Origin of the sequence: Tropicimonas isoalkanivorans (genome assembly GCF_900112335.1) — a bacterium.
In the GTDB taxonomy this organism is placed as follows: Bacteria; Pseudomonadota; Alphaproteobacteria; order Rhodobacterales; family Rhodobacteraceae; genus Tropicimonas; species Tropicimonas isoalkanivorans.
In genome coordinates, this window is sequence record NZ_FOLG01000001.1 from 393945 (window position 1) to 413344 (window position 19400).

Consider the following 19400-nt stretch of genomic DNA (forward strand, 5'->3'; position numbering starts at 1 on the left):
GGAGATGTCGACATTTCTTCTGGGCGTCGCGCTCTTTACCCTGATCGTTCTGGCGCTCGTCACCCTCATCATGTTCGCCCGTTCGCGGCTTGTCTCGTCCGGCAATGTGGCGATCACGATCAACGGCGAGAAGACGATCCACGTTCCTGCCGGCGGCAAGCTGTTGCAGACGCTGGCGAACCAGCACCTGTTCGTGCCCTCGGCCTGCGGCGGCGGCGGCACCTGTGCGCAGTGCCGGGTGCGCGTGCATGCGGGCGGCGGGTCGATCCTGCCCACCGAGGAAACCCACATCACCAAGCGCGAGGCGGCACGGGGCGACCGGCTGTCCTGCCAGGTGGCGGTGAAGCAGGACATGGAGATCGAGGTTCCCGAAGAGGTCTTCGGCGTGAAGAAGTGGGAGTGCACGGTGCGCTCCAACCACAACGTCGCGACCTTCATCAAGGAGCTGGTTCTGGAGCTGCCCGAGGGCGAGCACGTGAACTTCCGCGCTGGCGGTTACATCCAGATCGAGGCCCCGGCCCATGAACTGAAGTACACCGAGTTCGAGATCGAGGACGAGTACCGGGAGGACTGGGACCGCTTCGACCTCTGGCAGTATGAGTCCGCCGTCGAGGAGCCGGTGGAGCGCGCCTATTCCATGGCGAACTACCCCGAGGAGAAGGGCATCATCATGCTCAACGTCCGGGTGGCCTCCCCGCCGCCGGGCACGGCGCATATCCCGCCGGGCAAGATGTCCTCCTACATCTTCAACCTCAAGCCGGGCGACAAGGTCACGATCTCCGGCCCGTTCGGGGAGTTCTTCGCCCGCGACACCGACAAGGAGATGATCTTCGTCGGCGGCGGGGCGGGCATGGCGCCGATGCGCAGCCACATCTTCGACCAGCTCAAGCGGCTCGCCACAACGCGGAAGGTGACCTTCTGGTACGGCGCCCGCTCGAAGCGGGAGATGTTCTACGTCGAGGATTTCGACCAGCTCGCAGCGGAGAATCCGAACTTCACCTGGCACGTCGCCCTGTCGGACGCGATGCCGGAGGACAATTGGACGGGCTACACCGGCTTCATCCACAACGTCCTCTATGAGCAGTACCTGAAGGACCACCCTGCCCCCGAGGATTGCGAATATTACATGTGCGGGCCGCCGATCATGAACCAGTCGGTGATCAACATGCTGCTGGAGCTTGGTGTGGACCGGGAAGACATCATGCTGGACGACTTCGGCGGTTGATCCGCCAATCTCCTCCCCCCAACCGGCGCCTCGCGGCGCCGGTCGCCTTTTGCGGGGAGGCAAGTGCGAAAGTATCGCGCCCGGCAGAGCGACTTTCTACTGTAGTCAGCTGAAAATCCCGGTCTAGAATGGCGCTGACCGATAGCCTGGACGGGCCGTCGTCGAAATCAGGTGGCATGGAACGAGAAAGAGACCCCCGATGCACCGAAAAACCGTACATCCGATCGAACACGAAAACCCGCATACCCACAGCCAGAGCCTCGAGTCGAACACGACCCCGCCGGGCGGAAACGCAACCGCGGCAACCGTGCTGGACGCCAAGGGCAAGCAGATCTACTCGGTTCGGCCGGCCGATTCGATCCACCATGCCTCCGAGGTCCTCAAGGAGCACAACATCGGTTCGGTTCTCGTGCGGGATCAGAACGGCCATGTCGTCGGCATTCTGACGGAGCGCGACATCGTCCGCGGCTTCGCCGACCTGCCGGGAGATACCTATACAAAGCGGGTGGACGAACTGATGACGACAGACGTCGTCAGCTGCGGCCCGGAAGAGCGCTTGTTGGACATGCTCCGCAAGATGACCGACGGGCGGTTCCGCCACCTGCCGGTGATGGACGGCGAACACGTGGTGGGCATGATTTCCATCGGCGACGTGGTGAAGTACCGCCTGCGGGAACTGGAATACGAAGCGCTGAAACTCAAGCAGATGATCGTCGGCTGATCTTAGGCTTTTCCGCCCCGCCGGGCCCGGATTTTCGGCCGGAAGGTCGTTACGATTTTTCGGCCGAAGAATCGCGAGCGGGGTCGGCGCGCAGGGCGCGGCCGGTCGCAGTGTCGAACAGATGAAGTTGGTCCGGGTCGGGTTCGAGGTACACCTCCGCGCCCACTGTCAGGTCCGTCTGCCCGGGCCGGTGCAGCGACACCGCCTCGCCCGCTGCGGTGACCGCGTGGACATAGGAATCCCCGCCCAGTTGCTCGATGCCGCGAACGGTTGCATGCAATCCCGAGACCGTTTCCGCGACCGGAATCAGGTGGTTCGGCCGCACGCCGAGGGTGACCGCTGCGCCGTCCTCCAATGAGAACTTCCCGTGGGGGACGTCGACCATCTGCCCGTTGTCGAGCCTGAGCCGGCCTGCCTCCACGCGGCCGGTCAGGAAGTTCATCCGGGGCGAGCCGATGAACCCTGCGACGAAGAGGTTCGCGGGCGAGTTATAAAGCTCCAGCGGCGCCCCCACCTGCTCCACCTGCCCGTCGCGCAAAACGACGATCCGGTCGGCCATCGTCATCGCTTCGACCTGGTCGTGGGTCACGTAGACCATGGTGTTCCCGAGGCGCGCGTGCAGGCGCGAGATTTCGCCCCGCATCTCCACCCGCAATTCGGCGTCGAGGTTGGAGAGCGGCTCGTCGAACAGGAAGATCCGCGGCTCCCGCACGACGGCGCGGCCGATGGCAACCCTCTGCCGTTGGCCCCCCGACAGGTCCTTGGGGCGGCGGTCGAGCAGCATGTCGATCTGCAGCATGGCGGCCACCTCCTCCACCGTCTCCGCGATCTGCCCGCGGGGGGTGCGCAGGTTTTCCAGGCCGAACGACAGGTTCTGGCGCACGCTCATGTGCGGATAGAGCGCGTAGGACTGGAACACCATCGCCAGTCCCCGCTCGGCCGCCGGCACGTCGTTCACCACGTCGCCGCCGATCCGTATCTCCCCCGCTGTGACGTTCTCCAGCCCCGAGATCATGCGCAGAAGGGTGGACTTTCCGCAGCCCGAGGGCCCAACGAAGACGCAGAACTCCCCCTGCTCCACGGTCAGGTCGACCCCGCGGATCACCTCGGCCTTGCCGAAGGACTTGGTGACGTTCCGCAGCTCCAGCCGCGCCGTCCGGCGCGAGATGTGCGGTGTCTGCTCCCCTGCCGTCGTCATCCGCTCTCTTTCACTTGCCGCCCGTGGAGGCGATGCCCGTGGCGATGTACTTCTGGAGGAAGGCGAAAACCAGCGCCACGGGCAAAAGCGTCAGCACCGTCATCGCCAGAAGGCTGCTCCACTCCGTCCGCATTTCGCCCTGGAACGAATTCAGCGCCAGTTGCAGCGTGTAGTTCTCGCTGCGCGACAGGGCAATCAGCGGCCAGAGGAAGTCGTTCCAGCGCCACATGATCGAAAGGATCGCCAACACCGCGATGGCGGGCGCGGAGAGCGGCAGCACGATCCGCCAGAAGATCTTCCACTCGCTGGCCTTGTCCATGCGGGCGGCATCCAGGATTTCGTCCGGGATCGTCAGCATGTATTGGCGCAGCAGGAACACCCCCGTCGGCGTCGCGGCGCCGGGAATGATCACGCCCCAGGGGCTGTCGAGCATCCCGAATTCGCGCGTGACCATGAAGAGCGGCACCAGCACCACCGATTGCGGCACCATCAGCACGCCGATCACCAGCGCGACGACGGCCCCCCGTCCCCGGAACTCGTATTTTGCCAGCGCGAAGGCTGCCATGGAGTTGACCAGCAGGGTGATTGCCGTTGCGGTCAGGGTGATGAAGGTCGAGTTCCAGAAATAGCGCATGAAATCGAAGCGCTCGAAAAGGGTGCGATAGTTTTCCAGCGCCGGTTTCACGCGTTCCACCGGCACCCTGTCGGCACGGTTGATCTTGACGACCTCGCCTGGCGCCTCCGGGCGGACGACCTGGCTCGTGAGTCCGATCCGGCGCACTTGCGCCACCGTTTCCCCCGCCAGCGGGCCATCCGTCACGCGAAACAGCGGCAGAGGCTCGGCATGGCCGTCGAGTTGCACCGTCTCCGGGGCATAGGGAAGGAAGCGCGGCGGAAAGCGGTCGAGTTCCGCCTGCGTCTTGAAGGAGGAGACCACGAGCCAGATCACCGGGCCGAACATCAGGAAGACGCCGAGGGCGAGGTAGGCGTAGCTCGCCCAATCGGTCCAGTGGAGCCGACCCCGCCCCCGGGTGCGGGTCAGAAAGGCCGTTACATTAGCCATTGGACGACCTCCGCGTAATCCAGAGCTGTATCACCGTCAGCGCCACCAAAAGCAGCGCCAGCAGCAGCGAGGCCGCCGCCGCTGGCCCGAACAGGCGCGGCGCGCCGCCAAAGCCGGTCTCATAGATATACTGGATGATGAAGGTGGTCGCCGATCCCGGCCCACCCCCGGTAAAGGCATAGATCTCGTCGAAGGTCTGCACGCCCTTGATGAGCGCCAGCACCATCACGACCAGCATCGTCGGCATCAGGAGCGGCAGGGTGATGCGCCGGAACGTCCGCCAGGGGCCGGCGGCGTCCATCACCGCGGCCTCGTAGACGTCACGGGGGATCGCCTGCAGCCCGGCGAGAAGGATGAGGGTATAAAAGCCCATGTGCGCCCAGACGGACAGGAACACCGACCAGAAGAACGCCCAATGACGGTCGAGCAGCCAGACCACGCTGTCCATGCCCACCGCCTCCAGCCCGGCGTTCAGGATTCCGTTCCGCTGGAGCACCCACTTCCAGACCAGCGCCACCACCACCGGTGACAGAAGGACGGGAAAGAAGAAGACCGCCCGGAAGAAGCCCCGCGCCTTGATCTCCCGGTTCAGAACCAGGGCGGTCAGCAGGGAGAAGCCGACCATGAACCCAACCTGCATCACGATGAACCACGCGGTATTGTGCACCGCGCGCCAGAAAAGATCGCGCGCGCAGGTGTTCGGATCGAGATAGCTGTCGCAATCCAGAAGCTGGGCGAAGTTTTCCGCGCCGACGAAGGTTCGATCCAGCAGCAGGATGTTGTCCGTCCCGGTGAAGGCATAGGCGAAGTTCAGCAGAATCGGCAGGAACGCGAAGGTCCCGAAGAGCAGCAGGTTGGGCAGGAGAAACACCCAGGCGAGCCGGGAGATTCCGAGCCGGCGCTGCAGCGCCCGCATCGGCAGGTCGACCACATTCATCAGGGGTGAGATCAGGCGAAGCAGCATGCGGTCTCTTTCCATGCCGGGCGCGGACAGCGCCCCGCGGCCAGCGGGTCATCGGGCGCGCGTCCGGAGCGTCGACGGCACCTCCCGGCCCACACGTCGGAATTTGGGTATTTGGGCCAACAAGAAGACTCCACCTTGGGCTTCTTGTTGGTGAAAATACCCATATCCGACCCTCAGCCGCAGACGCGGCCGGTCGACAGTCCGGTGCGACGTCTCACCGTCTCACTCGCCCGATTCGGCCAGCGCCTGAGCCAGGTCGTCCTTGGCGCGCGCCATGGCCTCTTCGACCGTCAACTCGCCGACGATGGCCTGGCTGACGCGCGCGAGCGAGATGTTGAACATGGCGCGGTTGTTCTTGTAGCCCTGATAGGCGAAGGCGATCGGCGAGACGGTGGGGACCTGGGCGGCGAAGGCGTTCAGCGCCGCGGCCGCTTGCTCGGACGCGCCCTCGTAGGTCACGCCCTCAGCGGCGACGGCGGCATGGGCGGGGATGTTGAGGGACTTGGCGGTCAGGTCGGCGTAGTTCTCCTTTTCCGCCAGGAAGTCGATCAGCTTCGCCACGATCTCGGGATGTTGCGTCTGTTCGAAGCCGACGATGCCGGCGCCTCCCGGCATTCCCGTGCAGGCGGCGGGTCCGCAGGGCGAGCCGACCACTTCCCAGTCGAATGCGTCGCCGATGGAGCTGTCCATGCGCTGGACGTTCCAGCTTCCGGAGTAGTAGAACACGAGCTCGCCGTTGATGAACTCCTGCGCCGCGTCCTGGTAGGTGGTGCCACCGGCCGCGCCCCAGACGTCCGGCGCCATGGTGCCGTCTTTATTCCAGTCGACGAATTTCTGCGCGAAGGTGGTGAAGCCCTCGTCCACCAGTGTTGGCGTGCCGTCTTCGCCGAACAGCTTGGCGCCGTAGGAGATCGCGGGGCCGGCGATGCGGTGGCCGGAGCGGTCGATGGCCATGGCGAACGGCGTCTCGGTCGCCTCCGCAACCTTGCGGGTGGCCTCTGCCCAGTCGTCCCAGGTGGCATCCGGCCCCGGAACCTCTACCTCCGCCTGATCGAAGAGGGTGCGGTTGATGAAGGGTCCGGTGATGGTGAGCTGAGAATGCAGGCCGTAGATGCCATCGTCGTCGGGCCCCTTGCGGTACCAGTCGAGGATCGGGCCGAAGCTTTCCTCCCAGTAGGCGCGGTCGACGTGAGGCGCGAGGTCCAGGTAGTACTTGCTGAGCCCTCCCAGGTCCGTGACCTTGGCCATGTCGGGGCCGGTGCCAGCGGCGAGCTGCACTGGCAGGTTTTCGAGGATGGCCTTGTAGGGGACCTTGTCGATCACGACGCTCACGCCGTCGTTCTCGGCCTCGAAGCGCTCGATGATCTCGCCGGCGGCCTCGCATTCGTTGCCGTCGGAGTAGCACATGAAGCGGATTTCCTGTGCCGAGGCGGCGCCTCCGGCCAGCATGGCGGCCAGTGCGGCGCCTTTCGTGAAATATCCAGTCGGTGTCATCGGTCACTCCTCCCTGAGTCGTCCCTGTCTCGGACCAGTTCGACGGCGCCCGGTTCGGGGGCCCAGCCATAATACAACGGGTGATCCTCGGCCAGCGGCAGGTATTCGGCCTGCCCCGTCCGCGCGGCATTGTAGATCGCGGCCACCAGTTCGACGGAGCGGCGCCCGTCTTCGGGGGTGACGGCCTGCGCCTCCCTGCCCTGCAGCCGGTCCGCCAGCGCCTCGAAATACCCGGCGAAGCGGGTCCGCGAGGGGCGGACGCCGGCCAGCACGTCGTCCACCTGCGATTGCTCCACGGGGGCGCGGGCGGTGAAGGTCCACGGCTGGGCCATGGGCGCGTAGGGCTCGGTGCCGCTTTCGGCGGTCACCCCCTCCCAGCAGATGCGGATGCGCGTGGTGTCGGTCGCGGCGCCGAGGGTGATGGAGCTGGTCGCCAGCGCGCCGGACTCGAAGCGCAGCGCGATCGCCGCGCAGTCTTCGGTCTCGATGGCATTGACGCGGGTGGCGACCGTGGCCTGCACCTCGCGCACCGGCCCCAGCAGGGCGGTCAACAGGTCATGATTGTGGATGGCGTGGCCGAGGACGGCGCCGCCGTTCTCCCCCGCCCAGGTACCGCGCCAGGAGGTGGCGTAGTAGTCCGGGCCTCGGTTCCAGTGGGTTTCCACGCTCGCCGCGTAGGGCCGCCCCAGAAGGCCGGCCGTTCGGAGGGCTTCGATCTGAGCCATGGCCGGGCCGTAGCGGTACTGGAAGACCGGCGACAGCACGCGGCCGGCGGCCTGGGCTGTGGCGATCAGGGACTCCGCCTCGGCGAGCGAGGGGACCATGGGTTTTTCGCAGACCACGTGCTTGCCGGCCTTTAACGCGGCCTTCGCGGCCTTGTAGTGCAGGTGCGGCGGCAGGCAGATGTCCACGAGATCGACGTCCGGGTCGGCCAGCACGTTCGCCAGGTTGCGTGCGACCTGGATGCCGTGGGGATCGGCGATTTCCTCTGCGCGGGCGAGGTTGAGGTCGCAGATCCAGGTGACGGCGAATTGGTGGGGAAGATCGAGGTAGCCCTCCAGGTGCTCCCGCCCGATGCCGGCGCCTATGATCGCGGTGCGGATCAAGGCCGCGTGGCTCCCTCGGCCATCCGTTGTGCCCGGATCGCGAGCTCCATGACGGTGAAGCAGTGGGCCTGCGACATGGCCGTTTCGGTGCGGTCGCGAATGTCCGCCGCGAGCCGGCCGAAATAGGGCAGACCGGCCGTCGCGCAATCGACCTTTTCGCAGCGCGTGCCGTTGACGAGGACGAGGTGGTCGGTGCCCGGCGCGCCGCCGACGTCGACGTACTTCCGCAGCTCGATGTAGCCGTCCGTGCCGAGGATGGTCAGACGTCCGTCGCCCCAGTTGGGCAGCGCGTCGGGGGTGTACCAGTCGACGCGAATATAGCCGTGACCTTCGGGACTTCTGAGCGCAAGTTCACCGAAATCCTGAAGTCCGGGGGTGGCCGGGTTGGCGTAGTTGCCGACGCTGGCCAACGTGACCTCCGCGTCGGTCGCGCCGGTGAAGTGGAGGAACTGGTCGATCTGGTGAGAGGCGATATCGCACAGGATGCCGCCATAGGCGTCGCGGTCGAAGAACCAGTCCGGGCGGGTGGGCTTGTTGAGACGGTGCGGGCCGAGGCCGACGGTTTGCACCACGCGGCCGATGGCCCCCTCGGCCACCAACTCGGAGGCGCGGGTGACGCTCGGCACCTCGAACCGTTCGGAGAAATCGACGGACCAGATGCGGCCCGTCTCCGCCTGCGTAGCGCGGAGCGCGTCAAGCTGCTCCAGCGTCGTGCAGCCGGGCTTGTCGACCATCACGTCCTTGCCGGCCTGCATCGCTTCGATGGCGAGCGCGGCGCGGCGGCGGGGGACATCGGCGATCAGGATCAGGTCGATATCCGGGTCCGCCAGCAGGGTATCCCGGTCTGTCGCGCGGGGCACGTCGGGGAAGCGTTTTTTGAAGCCGTCGAGGATCATCGGGTCGCCGTCGTTCCACCACCCGACGAACTTCGCGCCCTCGGTCGCCATGCTTTGCGCCATGCCGAAAATGTGGCGGTGTTCGATGCCGAGGGCGGCGAATTTCAGTGCGCGTTCCATCGGTTACTCGGCGTCCTTCAGAATAACGGCGCGTCGCTCCCGTGAGGACTCGACCAGCGCGTCGATCAGGCGGTGGACGCGCAGCGCTTCCCGGCCGGACACCAGCGGCGCGCGACCCTCGGCGACGGCGTCGGCAAAGTCCTCGATCACGCCCTGGTGCCACTCGTGGGTGAAAGCCATGGGGTCCGCGCCGCCGCCGGTGCCGGTGGCCTGGGCGCCGAGCGTCTCGTGCCGCCCGTCGTGGAAATCGAGGGTGCAGGTGCCGGATTCCAAACGGAGGCTGCCGGACTGCCCGTGGAGAACTATGGATTCCGGGCCGCCGGGATAGCTGGCGGTGGAGGCGACAAACGAGCCCACGGCGCCGTTGGCAAATTCCAGACCGGCCGTTACGAAATCCTCCGCCTCCATGCGGTGCAACGCGGTCGTCCGGGCCATGGCCTGCACGCTGCGTACCGGGCCGGTAAGCGACAGCATCAGGTCGAGCGTGTGAATGGCCTGGCTGATGAGCACGCCGCCGCCGTCGCGTGCGTAGGTGCCGCGGCCCGGCTCATCGTAGTAGGATTGGGGCCGCCACCAGGGCACCGTCACCTCCACCGCCGCCAGTGGCCCGAGCGCGCCCTCGGCCAGAACCGCGGCGGCGTGCTGCGAGGCTTCCCGCATCCGGTGCTGGAAGACGACGCCGAGGGGCACGCCATTGGCCTCGCAGAGCGTGACGATCTCCTCCGCGGCGGCGCTGTCGCGCTCGATCGGCTTTTCCATCAGCATCGGCTTGCCGGCCTCCGCCAGCGCGCGGACGATCTCCATCCGGGCGTTGGGCGGTGTGCAGAGCAGAACGAGGTCCACGGCGGGGTCGGCGGCGACTTCGGCAATATCGTTGTATATCTTGGGCTTCTGACCCGATGCCGAAGCGACGGTTTCGGCGAAGGCCTCCGCCCTGTCCGCGTGCGCCGCCATGACGCCACGCAGGGTGACCTTGCCGTCGGTTGCGGCCACGGCGTCCACGTGGGTGCGGGCGACCATGCCCACGCCGATCAAGACTGCCTGCATGAAACCCTCCCGCAACCGTTCCGACGCCGCTTCCAGCCCCCCGAGACTAAACACGTCGCATGAGACTTGACCAGACCGGCCCGCGATTGCCTCTCAATCGAGCGTCCGCCGGAACCGGGTCAGGGCAAGCAGGGCATAGGCAAGAACGAAGACGGCCATGGCCGCCATGGGGCCCGACACGTTGGTCAGGTCCGCGCCCTTAAGCATGACGGCGCGGATCATGCGCAGGAAATGGGTGAGCGGGAAGAATTCACCGAGAACCTGAGCCCATCCCGGCATCCCCCTGTAGGGAAACATGAAACCGGAAAGCAGGAGCGACGGCAGGAAGAAGAAGAAGGTGAGCTGCATCGCCTGCATCTGCGTCCGCGCGGCGGTGGAGATCGTGTAGCCGAGCAGAACCAGCGCCAGGACGAAGATGAAGACGCCGAACAGCAGGAGCGACAGCGAACCGACGAAGGGCACGCCGAAGAGCGCCTTTGCCGCGCCGAGGACGAGGAACACCTGAAAGGCGCCGACGGCGAGGTAGGGCAGGATCTTGCCGCACATGATCTCCAGCCCGGTGGCGGGCATCGCCAGCAGGTTCTCCATCGTGCCGCGCTCGACTTCGCGGGTGAGCGCCATGGAGGTCATCATGACCATGGTCATCTGGAGGATGACCCCCAGCAGCCCCGGCACGATATTGTACTGCGTGATGCCGTCGGGATTGTAGCGGCGGTGGACGATGACTTCGAGCTGGCTGCGGGTCTGCTCCTCGGCCAGCGCGTCCTTGCCGCTCTCGTGCAGAAGCGCCTCGGAGGCCACCTGCCCCAGCGTGGAGATCGCGCCGGAGGCGACGGCGGGGTCGGTGGCATCCGCCTCGATCAGGATCTGCGGATTGTCGCCCCGGTCGACCCGGCGGTCGAAATCCGATGGGATTGTCACCACGAAGGAAATGGCGCCGCGCTCGATCAGCGCCTCCGCCTCGGCCGCCGAAGGGGTGATGTGGTCGAACCGGTAGTAGCCGGTCAGTTCCAGCGCGGTGACTATGGCGCGCGAATAGCGGTCCTGCGTGGGGGCCACCAGCGCGGCGGGGAGCGACTTGGGGTCGTTGTTGATGGCGAACCCGAAGAGGACGAGTTGCATCAGCGGCACGCCGATCATCATGGCGAAGGTGATGCGGTCCCGCCGCATCTGGATCACCTCCTTCTTGAGCAACGCGCGGAGCCTGCGGAACGAAAACCACCTCATGCCATGTTGTCCTGCGACTGGTTCATGAACCGGATGAAGGCGTCCTCGAGGCTGGTCTCGGTGGCCGACATCCGGGTGCCGGTCTCGGCGGCGACCTGCCGGACGGAGGTCTTCAGCGCCCCCGCGTCGCGTCCGACCACGTGCAGGGACGTGCCGAAGGGCGCGGTTTCGTCCACGCCGGGCATGCCGCGCAGTTGCCGCTCCGCCTCGGCGACCTTGTCCATCGGCCCCTCGATCAGGAAGGTGGTGAGCCCGGCATGGGCGATCACCTCCTCTACGGTTCCGGAAGCCACGAGCCGGCCATAGGAGATGTAGTTGACGAAATGGCAGCGCTCCGCCTCGTCCATGTAGTGGGTGGAGACCAGCACGGTCATCCCGCCGGCGGCGAGGTGGTGGATCTCCTCCCAGAAGTCGCGGCGGGCCTTGGGGTCCACGCCCGCCGTGGGCTCGTCCAGCAGCAGCAGCTTCGGCTTGTGCATGACGCAGGCGGCGAGGGCCATGCGCTGTTTCCAGCCACCCGAGAGCGTGCCGGACAGCTGGTGCTGGCGGCTGGTGAGGCCCAACCCTTCCAGTGTTTCGTCCACCACGCGCCGGAGCGGGCGCAGCCCGTAGAGGCCGGCGACGAAGGCGAGGTTTTCGCGGATCGTCATGTCCTCGTAGAGCGAGAACCGCTGGGTCATGTAGCCGATCTCGCGCTTGATCCGGCGGGTATCGCGGCCGAGCCGGTAGCCCAGAACCATGCCCGTTCCCTCGTCCGCCGTCAGCAGGCCGCACATGACGCGGATCATCGTCGTCTTGCCGGAGCCGTTGGGGCCGAGGAAGCCCGTGATCTGGCCGCGGGCGACGGTCATGGAGACGTGGTCCACCACGGTGCGGCCGCCGAAGCGCTTGACCAGCCCTTCGACCCGGATTGCCGGCCCCTCTGTCATGACTCCGGCTCCGACAGCCGGACATCGACGATCTGCCCCGGCTTCAGCCAGTGGGAGGCGACGTCCGGGCGGGCTTCGACAAGGTAGACGAGCTTTTGCCGGTTATCGAGGGAGTAGATCACGGGCGGGGTGAATTCCGGACCGTCGGCGAGGTAGGTCACATGCGCGGTCTGCCCCTCCGGGCAGCCGTCGCAGTTGACGGTCAGTTCCGAGCCGATGGAGAGCCGCGAGATTTCCGACTGCGGCACGTAGAGCCGGAGCAGCACGGCGCCGTCGGGCAGCATGGAGAGGACCGGGGCCTGCGGGCCGGCGATCTCCCCGGCGGTGCGCAGAACCTCGTGCACCTGACCGTCAGCGGGGGCGGCGAGGGTGCGCCGTTCGAGCTGCCATTGGGCCGCGGACACGCCCGCCTCCGCCTGCGCCAGCGCCGCGTGCGCGGCCTGGATCTCCTGCGGGCGAGCGGGCAGCTTGGCCACCGCGAGGTTCGCTTCCACCTCGGCGATTTTGGCCAGAGTCACGTCGGCGCGGGTGCGGGCGTCCTCGGCCTGGGCGGAGGGGGCGATGCCGCGCCGAGCGAGGTCTTCCTGGCGCTTTGCCTCCCGCTCCGCCTCCGCTGCTTCGGCCTTGGCGGAGGCCAGCGAGGCCTCGATCACGGCGATTTCCTCCTGCCGCCGCCCTTCCCGCAGGTTGTCGAGCTCGCTCTCGGCTGCCTCCAGCGCGGCCTTCGCCTCCGCCAGCGCGATGGCGGCGTCGCGGGTTTCCATCACCGCCAGCACCTCGCCCGCCGTCACCCGCGCACCGCGGGCCACGTTGAGCGTTTCAACCTGCGCCGTGGTGATCGGCGCGATCAGGCGGTACTCGCCCTCCACGTAGCCGGTGGCGAGCGGCGGAAGCCCTGTGCAGGCGGCGAAGAAGGTGGCGAGCACCGGGATCGAACAGACATCAAGCATCACGGCTGCCTCCGGTTGGCGGCGACGATCGCGCGCAGGTTGGCGATGAGGACCTCGGTGATCTGGCGGACGGTCTCCTCGTCCAGCCGCTCCCAGCCCATGCGCTGTTGCACGACGGTCTGGCCGATGCGGAAATAGAGCGCCTGCCCGATCACGGCGAAGACGGTCAGGCGGGTCCGGTCGCTCTCGGCCGGCCAGCCGGTGGCCACTTCCCACAGCCGGCAGAAGGCGCGGTGGCGCGGCTCCATCGTGGTGGCATAGACCTCGCGGATGGCAGGGCCGTCCTCCGCCATTTCGCGCATGATGAAAGCGACGATGTCCGCCTCGCCTTGCTCCAGCAGGAGGTAGTGGGCAAAGGCCGCGATCACCCCTTCCAGAAGGTGGAGCGCCTGCTCGGGCGTCTCCACCTCCGGCAGGTCGGTCTTGCCGACGACGCGGGCGAGGCGTTCGGCAATGGCCGTGCCGCAGGCCACCCTAAGCCCCTCCTTGCCACCGAAGTGATAGGCGATGGAGGCGACGTTCGTCCCGGCCTTCTGGGCGATGGCGCGGGTGCTGGTGCCCCGGAACCCCTCTTGCCCGAACAGGGCGATCGCGGCGTCGATCAGGGCGCGGCGCGTCTGGTCGGACGGGCTTTCGGGCATTTCGGGGGTGGAGGTCATCGGGTCACCAAATTCAATCAAACGTTTGATTAAATAATGCACCCGCCCGACGCGAATTGCAACCCCGGAGGCGACATGCGCCTCCGGGGGCTGATTCATTGGTGAATTTTTCCGGCTACGACTTGTCGGGCAGCGGCGGCAGGCTCCGGAGATAGAGGATGATCGCGGCGAGGTCGTCCTCGGTCATCCGCGCGAGGTAGCCGTAGGGCATGGGCGGCAGGAGTTGTTCCCCGTCCGGTTCGACGCCCTTGGTGATCATGTCGGCGATCTCGGCGTCGGTATACTCCGCCAGCCCGTCCTCGTGGCTGGTCAGGTTGGCCGAAACGGAGATGCCCCACGGCCCGTGGAACTCGAAGCCGCCGCGGCCGAGGTCGGTTTCCGTCAACCGGCCCTGCGGCCCCATGGGCGTGTGGCATTCCATGCAGTGCGCAACCGGGCCGGAGAGGTATTCGCCATACTCGACCGTCACGCCGCGCGGGATGTCCGCCACGGACTCCACGGGCGGGCCGTAGGCGGGCGGCAGGGGAATATTGTAGACGGATTCGCCGGGATCATTCTCGACAGCAGGGACCGTCCTCAAAAACGCAACGATGGCCGAGAGGTCGGTGTCCGAGAGACGGCGGTAGAATTCGAAGGGCATCGGCGGGCCGATCAGCGAGCCGTCCGGGCGGATGCCTTCGCGGATGGAACGCGCCAGGTCTTCGTCGCTCCAGTCCGCGACGGCCCCGGCCGGCGTGATGTTCGGCGCGATGGCGGTGAAGGCGTCGTTCTTCTCCACCAGCCGGCCTGCGAGTTCCTGGCCCTCCACCGGCCCTTCCGGCCCCAGCGGCGTGTGGCAGTTGCCGCATCCCGCCGGCCCCCGCACCAGATATTCGCCCCGTTCGAGAAGTGTTTCCGCCACTGCCGAGGTCGATCCCACGGCGAGGGCGACGGCTGCGATGCTCGCACTCCGTTTCATAAGCGCCTCCCTTTTCTCCTGTACGCAACGTCAACCTACCATGACGTGAATATCGGCCATCAACAGCCCACGACATCGGAGACGAAAAAATCGTGGCGGCGCGGTTGCCTGGCCGCACCGGGCGCTGCATTCACCCGCCCCCTGCCCCGGCGGGCCACGTGCCATCGGCCGCACCCGGAGCGCGTTGCCTGTGCGCGGGCGTTCTTCTAGTCTCCGCGCCACGCAAACGGGACCCAACCGGAGGACACCCCCATGACCGACGGCCGCACACTCGGCTTCGACACCCTTCAAGTCCATGCAGGCGCCAGCCCCGATCCGGCGACAGGAGCCCGGCAGACGCCGATCTACCAGACGACGGCCTATGTGTTTCGGGATGCCGACCACGCCGCCGCGCTCTTCAACCTGCAGGAGGTCGGCTACATCTATTCCCGGCTGACCAACCCCACCGTGCAGGTGCTGGCCGAGCGCATCGCCACGCTGGAAGGCGGCGCTGGTGCGGTCTGCTGCTCCTCCGGGCACGCGGCGCAGATCATGGCGCTGTTCCCGCTGATGGGCCCGGGGCGCAATATCGTGGTCTCCACCCGGCTCTACGGCGGTACGATCACCCAGTTCTCGCAAACGATCAAACGCTTCGGCTGGTCGGCGCGGTTTGTGGACATGGACGACGTGGACGCGGTGCGGAACGCCATCGACGACGACACGCGCGCGCTGTTCTGCGAATCGATTGCCAACCCGGGCGGCTACGTCACCGACATTCCGCTGATGGCGGAGATCGCTGCGGAGGCGGGCCTGCCGCTCATCGTCGACAACACGTCGGCCACGCCGTACCTGTGCAACCCGATTGCGCTCGGCGCGACGCTGGTCGTCCATTCCACGACGAAGTACCTGACCGGCAACGGCACCGTCACCGGCGGCTGCGTGGTGGATTCGGGCAAGTTCGACTGGTCGGCCTCCGGCAAGTTCCCCTCGCTCAGCGAGCCGGAGCCTGCCTATCACGGGCTGGTCTTCCACCAGGCGCTCGGGCCGATGGCGTTCACCTTCCACTCCATCGCGGTCGGTCTGCGCGATCTGGGCATGACGATGAACCCGCAGGGCGCGCATTACACGCTGCTGGGGATCGAGACGCTGTCGCTGCGGATGGCCCGGCACGTGGAGAACGCGGTGAAGGTGGCCGAATGGCTGGAGAAGGACCCGCGTGTGGAGTCCGTGACCTACGCCGGCCTGCCCTCCTCGAACTACCACGGGCGGGCGCAGAAGATCTGCCCGAAAGGGGCCGGGGCGCTGTTCACCTTCGCGGTGAAGGGGGGCTACGAGGCCTGCGTCAAGCTGGTGGATTCGCTGGAGCTCTTCAGCCACGTCGCCAACCTCGGCGATGCCCGGTCGCTGGTGATTCATTCCGCCTCCACCACGCACCGGCAGCTCACGCCGGAACAGCAGGAGGCCGCCGGGGCTGCGCCGAACATGGTGCGCGTGTCCATCGGGATCGAGGATGCCGACGACCTGATCGCGGACCTGGATCAGGCGCTGGCGAAGGCGACGGCCTGACGGCGGGATTTTGGGATTGCCGGTGCCCTTGAGGGCACCGGCTGTTCCGGCGCGGACCTGGTCAACGGCGTTGACCGTCGCGGACGTTGCTTACGGCTAAAGCCGCTCGAAGGCGTCCCGTTGGCGGGCGGTCCAGCGGACGTCGATCGTCCATCCGGCATCGCCCTGCCGCTCGTTCGTCACCACGTTCTGCTCGTGCAACCAGGCGTGCTTCTTGCCCTCCGAGAACGCAAGGTCGAGCGAGGTTTCGCTGCGGGCCCCGTCGAGCGCTTCGGTGATGGCGGCGACGAGGTCGTCCATCCCCTCGCCGGTCCACGCAGACAGAGTCTGCACGTCCGGCCGCCGGGACGCGAGCGTGTCGAGCGTCGGGCGCACGTCGGCGGGGACCAGGTCGATCTTGTTCCAGACCTCGATCCGGGGCGTATCGTCGGTGACGCCGAGCTCGTGCAGAATCGCCTCAACGTCCTCCGCCTGCTCTTCGGTCTCGGTGTGGCTGATGTCGCGCACGTGCACGATCAGGTCGGCCGACAGCACCTCTTCCAGCGTCGCCCGGAAGGCGGCGACGAGTTGCGTTGGCAGGTCGGAGATGAATCCCACCGTGTCCGATAGGATGACCTTTTGGCCGGTGGTGAGCGTGACGCCCCGCATTGTGGGGTCCAGCGTGGCGAAAAGCATGTCCTTCGCCAACACCTCCGCTCCTGTCAGACGGTTGAACAGGGTCGATTTGCCGGCGTTGGTGTAGCCCACCAGCGCCACGACCGGGAATGGCACCTTGGCGCGGGAGGCACGGTGGAGCGCGCGGGTCTTCACCACCTTTTCGAGCTGGCGGCGGATGCGGGTGATCGCCTCGTCAATGGCCCGGCGGTCGGCCTCGATCTGGGTCTCGCCCGGACCACCGACGAACCCCAGCCCGCCGCGCTGGCGTTCCAGGTGGGTCCAGGCGCGCACCAGCCGGGTACGCTGGTAGGAGAGCGCGGCCAGTTCCACCTGCAACACACCCTCGCGGGTGGCGGCGCGGTCGGCGAAGATTTCGAGAATCAGCCCGGTCCGGTCCAGAAGCTTGACGCCCCATTCCTTTTCCAGGTTGCGCTGCTGGACGGGGGTCACGGGGCCGTCGATCAGCACCAGACCGACCTCGTCGGCCTCGATACGGGCCTTCAGCTCCTCCACCTTGCCGCTGCCGAACAGCGTGCCGGGTTGCGGGGCGCGAAGGGCGACAACTGCGCTGCCCACGATGTCCAGCCCCGGCAGGGCGGCGGCGAGAGCGACAGCTTCTTCAAGCCGGGGGCCCGCAGGTCGCCGGTCGGGATCGTTGAGAATGTCGGGGTGAAGTACCAGCGCGCGCTCGGCGGGGGCCTCCCCGCTAGGGTCCTGGGTCAGTCTTCGCCCTCGTACAAATTGATCGGTTGCGACGGCATGATGGTCGAGATCGCGTGCTTGTAGACAAGCTGCGACTGTCCGTCGCGGCGCAGCAACACGCAGAAATTGTCGAACCACGTAATGACGCCCTGCAGCTTCACGCCATTGATCAAGAAGATCGTGACAGGGACCTTTGTCTTACGCACATGATTTAGGAACGCATCCTGCAAATTCTGCTTATCGGCAGCCATGTCCTTGCCTTATTTTCTTATAGTTACCCGAAGGCCGTCTCTCGTTCGCGGATGCTCTTTCACCCGTTGCCGCCCACTATGGTATGGGTTCGCAGTAGATTCCAGCCCCCAAGATGCCCCTACGCAAAGACTTTTCTGCGCCTGCGGCATTGAATCCCACCTTATCGGCGCCAGAAGTGTGGATTCAGCAACGCCAGGATGGCGAGCGTCTCCAGACGCCCGAGCGCCATGGCGAAGGCGAGGACGACCTTGCCCGGGTCGTTGAGCGCGGCATAGCTCACCGGGTGGTCGAGCACGACGTGCCCCGCTGGCCCGGTGGTGGACAGCGCGGCGACCGCCATCACCATCGCCTCGTCGAAGGCAGCTCCCGCCGCGGCCAGGGCCATCGCGACGCCGGTCAGCGACAGGGCGAACAGCATGAAGAAGATCCAGGCGACATAGGCCCCCTGCCGGCGGATGTTGCGCCCCGCCGTGCCCGCCCCGCCGATGGAGGACGGATAGATCAGCCGTTCCATTTCGCGTTCGGAGTGTTTGTAGAGCGCGAAAACGCGCAGCAGCTTCACCCCGCCCGCGGTGGTGGCCACCCCGCCCCCGATCAGCGCGAGGCCGAGCAGGACCAGCCCGGGCGTCTGCAGGCCGGACCACGCCCGTGCAACTTCCCATTCCGAACTGACGAAGCCGGCGGTGGAGAGGAACGACAGCACGCTGAACGTGGAGCCCCAGAGCACGTTCAGCGCCGAGGGGAGCGCGGCCACCGTGTCGACCTCGTAGGCGCCGATCCAGTGGCGGAGAAACAGGAAGCTCGGCACCAGGATCACCAGCACCGCGCCGATCCGCACTTCCGGGTCCTGCGCCAGATTGCGAGCACCCTTTTGCGTCAAGGCCCCGGTGAAGGTGAGGCGGGAGATGGCGAAGGCGAAAAAGAGGAAGATCAGGAACTCCCCCGCCAGCCCAGATTGGGCGTGTTCGACGCCGCCCACCGGGCTGATGCCGCTGGTGGCGAGCGTCGACATCGCGTGACAGGCGGCGGTCAACGCCTCCTCCCCCACGGCCAGCAGGCCAAGCCAGAGCGCCAGTGTGAGCCCGGCATAGATCGGCAGCAGCGTGAGGGTGAACCGCCACAGCCGTTCGCGCGGGTCGCACGCCACCAGACCGGCCGGGCGCCGCGTCAGCCGGGCGCCGCTTCCGGCGGACGTTCCGGAGTAGATGACCTCGAACCCGCCGAGGTTCATCGGTGCCATCAGCGCGAAGGCCGAGACCCAAGCCAGCAACCCGCCGAGCCACCCCACCAGCGCCCGCCACAGGTGCAGCGACGGCACCAGCCGGTCGGGCTCGAACAAGGTCGCGCCGGTGGTGGTGATCGAGGAGACCATTTCCACCCAGGCATTCATGTAGGTGGTGGAGGGAATGCGTTCGTGGAACGGCACCGCCAGAATCAGGGGCACCAGCGTGTAGGCGGCGACCAGCCCGGCAAGGTGACTGCGCACGTGCCCGCTGTTGGCGCGGTTCGCCATGGCGACGGCGATGATGGCGCTGATGAAGAGGAACAGCATGGCCGACTGGCCAAAGACATGGGCCGTCCGCAGATCGCCGATGGCCAGCCCGTGGAGCGCCGGAACGACCATGGCGAGGGAGCCGACGCCCATGAAGAGCACGATCAGCGGAAGATCGAACAGGCGGTTCATGGC

18 protein-coding genes are annotated in these 19400 nt (G+C 66.7%); 3 read left to right on the plus strand and 15 right to left on the minus strand.

Annotation, left to right across the window (positions count from 1 at the left end; genetic code table 11):
• The first annotated feature begins 4 nt into the window (after positions 1 to 4).
• Positions 5 to 1225, plus strand: coding sequence for an NADH:ubiquinone reductase (Na(+)-transporting) subunit F (gene nqrF, locus BM075_RS01845; RefSeq protein ID WP_093358888.1), 1221 nt, complete (start codon positions 5 to 7; stop codon positions 1223 to 1225).
• Between the two features lie 199 nt (positions 1226 to 1424).
• Entirely contained in the window at positions 1425 to 1946 is a 522-nt protein-coding gene (locus BM075_RS01850; RefSeq protein ID WP_093358890.1) for a CBS domain-containing protein, read from the plus strand.
• A gap of 49 nt (positions 1947 to 1995) precedes the next feature.
• On the opposite strand, the gene BM075_RS01855 is transcribed toward BM075_RS01850, so the two are convergent.
• From BM075_RS01855 to BM075_RS01910, 12 genes are all read right to left on the minus strand, one after another.
• The gene (locus tag BM075_RS01855) at positions 1996 to 3144 is read right to left on the minus strand and encodes an ABC transporter ATP-binding protein (RefSeq protein ID WP_093358891.1); all 1149 of its coding nucleotides are present in this window, start codon (positions 3142 to 3144) and stop codon (positions 1996 to 1998) included.
• A 10-nt stretch (positions 3145 to 3154) separates the two neighbouring features.
• Positions 3155 to 4207, minus strand: coding sequence for a carbohydrate ABC transporter permease (locus tag BM075_RS01860; protein ID WP_093358893.1), 1053 nt, complete (start codon positions 4205 to 4207; stop codon positions 3155 to 3157).
• Positions 4200 to 5171 carry a carbohydrate ABC transporter permease gene (locus BM075_RS01865; RefSeq protein ID WP_245758710.1) on the minus strand — a complete coding sequence of 324 codons (972 nt, stop codon included), beginning with the start codon at positions 5169 to 5171 and terminating at the stop codon, positions 4200 to 4202. The genes BM075_RS01860 and BM075_RS01865 overlap by 8 nt, the downstream gene beginning before the upstream one ends.
• A gap of 222 nt (positions 5172 to 5393) precedes the next feature.
• On the minus strand, positions 5394 to 6665 hold the full coding sequence (locus tag BM075_RS01870) for an ABC transporter substrate-binding protein (RefSeq protein WP_093358895.1): 1272 nt from the start codon (positions 6663 to 6665) through the stop codon (positions 5394 to 5396).
• Entirely contained in the window at positions 6662 to 7771 is a 1110-nt protein-coding gene (locus tag BM075_RS01875; protein ID WP_093358897.1) for a Gfo/Idh/MocA family protein, read from the minus strand. The genes BM075_RS01870 and BM075_RS01875 overlap by 4 nt, the downstream gene beginning before the upstream one ends.
• Positions 7768 to 8787, minus strand: coding sequence for a Gfo/Idh/MocA family protein (locus BM075_RS01880; RefSeq protein WP_093358899.1), 1020 nt, complete (start codon positions 8785 to 8787; stop codon positions 7768 to 7770). The genes BM075_RS01875 and BM075_RS01880 overlap by 4 nt, the downstream gene beginning before the upstream one ends.
• Before the next feature lie 3 nt (positions 8788 to 8790).
• Positions 8791 to 9834 carry a Gfo/Idh/MocA family protein gene (locus BM075_RS01885; protein WP_093358901.1) on the minus strand — a complete coding sequence of 348 codons (1044 nt, stop codon included), beginning with the start codon at positions 9832 to 9834 and terminating at the stop codon, positions 8791 to 8793.
• Between the two features lie 93 nt (positions 9835 to 9927).
• Positions 9928 to 11061, minus strand: a complete 1134-nt coding sequence (locus BM075_RS01890) for an ABC transporter permease (protein WP_093358903.1) — start codon at positions 11059 to 11061, stop codon at positions 9928 to 9930.
• Positions 11058 to 11990, minus strand: coding sequence for an ABC transporter ATP-binding protein (locus BM075_RS01895; protein WP_093358905.1), 933 nt, complete (start codon positions 11988 to 11990; stop codon positions 11058 to 11060). Before BM075_RS01895 ends, BM075_RS01890 begins: the two co-directional genes overlap by 4 nt.
• Positions 11987 to 12940: an HlyD family secretion protein gene (locus tag BM075_RS01900; protein ID WP_093358907.1), complete on the minus strand. Its 954-nt coding sequence runs from the start codon at positions 12938 to 12940 to the stop codon at positions 11987 to 11989. Before BM075_RS01900 ends, BM075_RS01895 begins: the two co-directional genes overlap by 4 nt.
• Entirely contained in the window at positions 12940 to 13599 is a 660-nt protein-coding gene (locus BM075_RS01905) for a CerR family C-terminal domain-containing protein (RefSeq protein ID WP_177208213.1), read from the minus strand. The genes BM075_RS01900 and BM075_RS01905 overlap by 1 nt, the downstream gene beginning before the upstream one ends.
• Before the next feature lie 115 nt (positions 13600 to 13714).
• Positions 13715 to 14557, minus strand: coding sequence for a c-type cytochrome (locus tag BM075_RS01910; RefSeq protein WP_093358911.1), 843 nt, complete (start codon positions 14555 to 14557; stop codon positions 13715 to 13717).
• Positions 14558 to 14809: 252 nt separating this feature from the next.
• Here BM075_RS01910 and BM075_RS01915 point away from each other — a divergent pair, with 252 nt between their 5' ends.
• Positions 14810 to 16102, plus strand: coding sequence for an O-acetylhomoserine aminocarboxypropyltransferase/cysteine synthase family protein (locus BM075_RS01915; protein ID WP_093358913.1), 1293 nt, complete (start codon positions 14810 to 14812; stop codon positions 16100 to 16102).
• 96 nt (positions 16103 to 16198) lie between these two features.
• Here the strand turns inward: BM075_RS01915 and hflX are convergent, their stop codons facing one another.
• From hflX to BM075_RS01930, 3 genes are all read right to left on the minus strand, one after another.
• Positions 16199 to 17482, minus strand: a complete 1284-nt coding sequence (gene hflX, locus BM075_RS01920; RefSeq protein ID WP_093359387.1) for a GTPase HflX — start codon at positions 17480 to 17482, stop codon at positions 16199 to 16201.
• Positions 17479 to 17712: an RNA chaperone Hfq gene (hfq, locus tag BM075_RS01925; RefSeq protein ID WP_042461931.1), complete on the minus strand. Its 234-nt coding sequence runs from the start codon at positions 17710 to 17712 to the stop codon at positions 17479 to 17481. The genes hflX and hfq overlap by 4 nt, the downstream gene beginning before the upstream one ends.
• Positions 17713 to 17873: 161 nt before the next feature.
• A complete protein-coding gene (locus BM075_RS01930; RefSeq protein WP_093358915.1) occupies positions 17874 to 19397 on the minus strand; it encodes a potassium transporter TrkG in 1524 nt (507 codons plus the stop codon).
• Between the last annotated feature and the right edge of the window lie 3 nt (positions 19398 to 19400).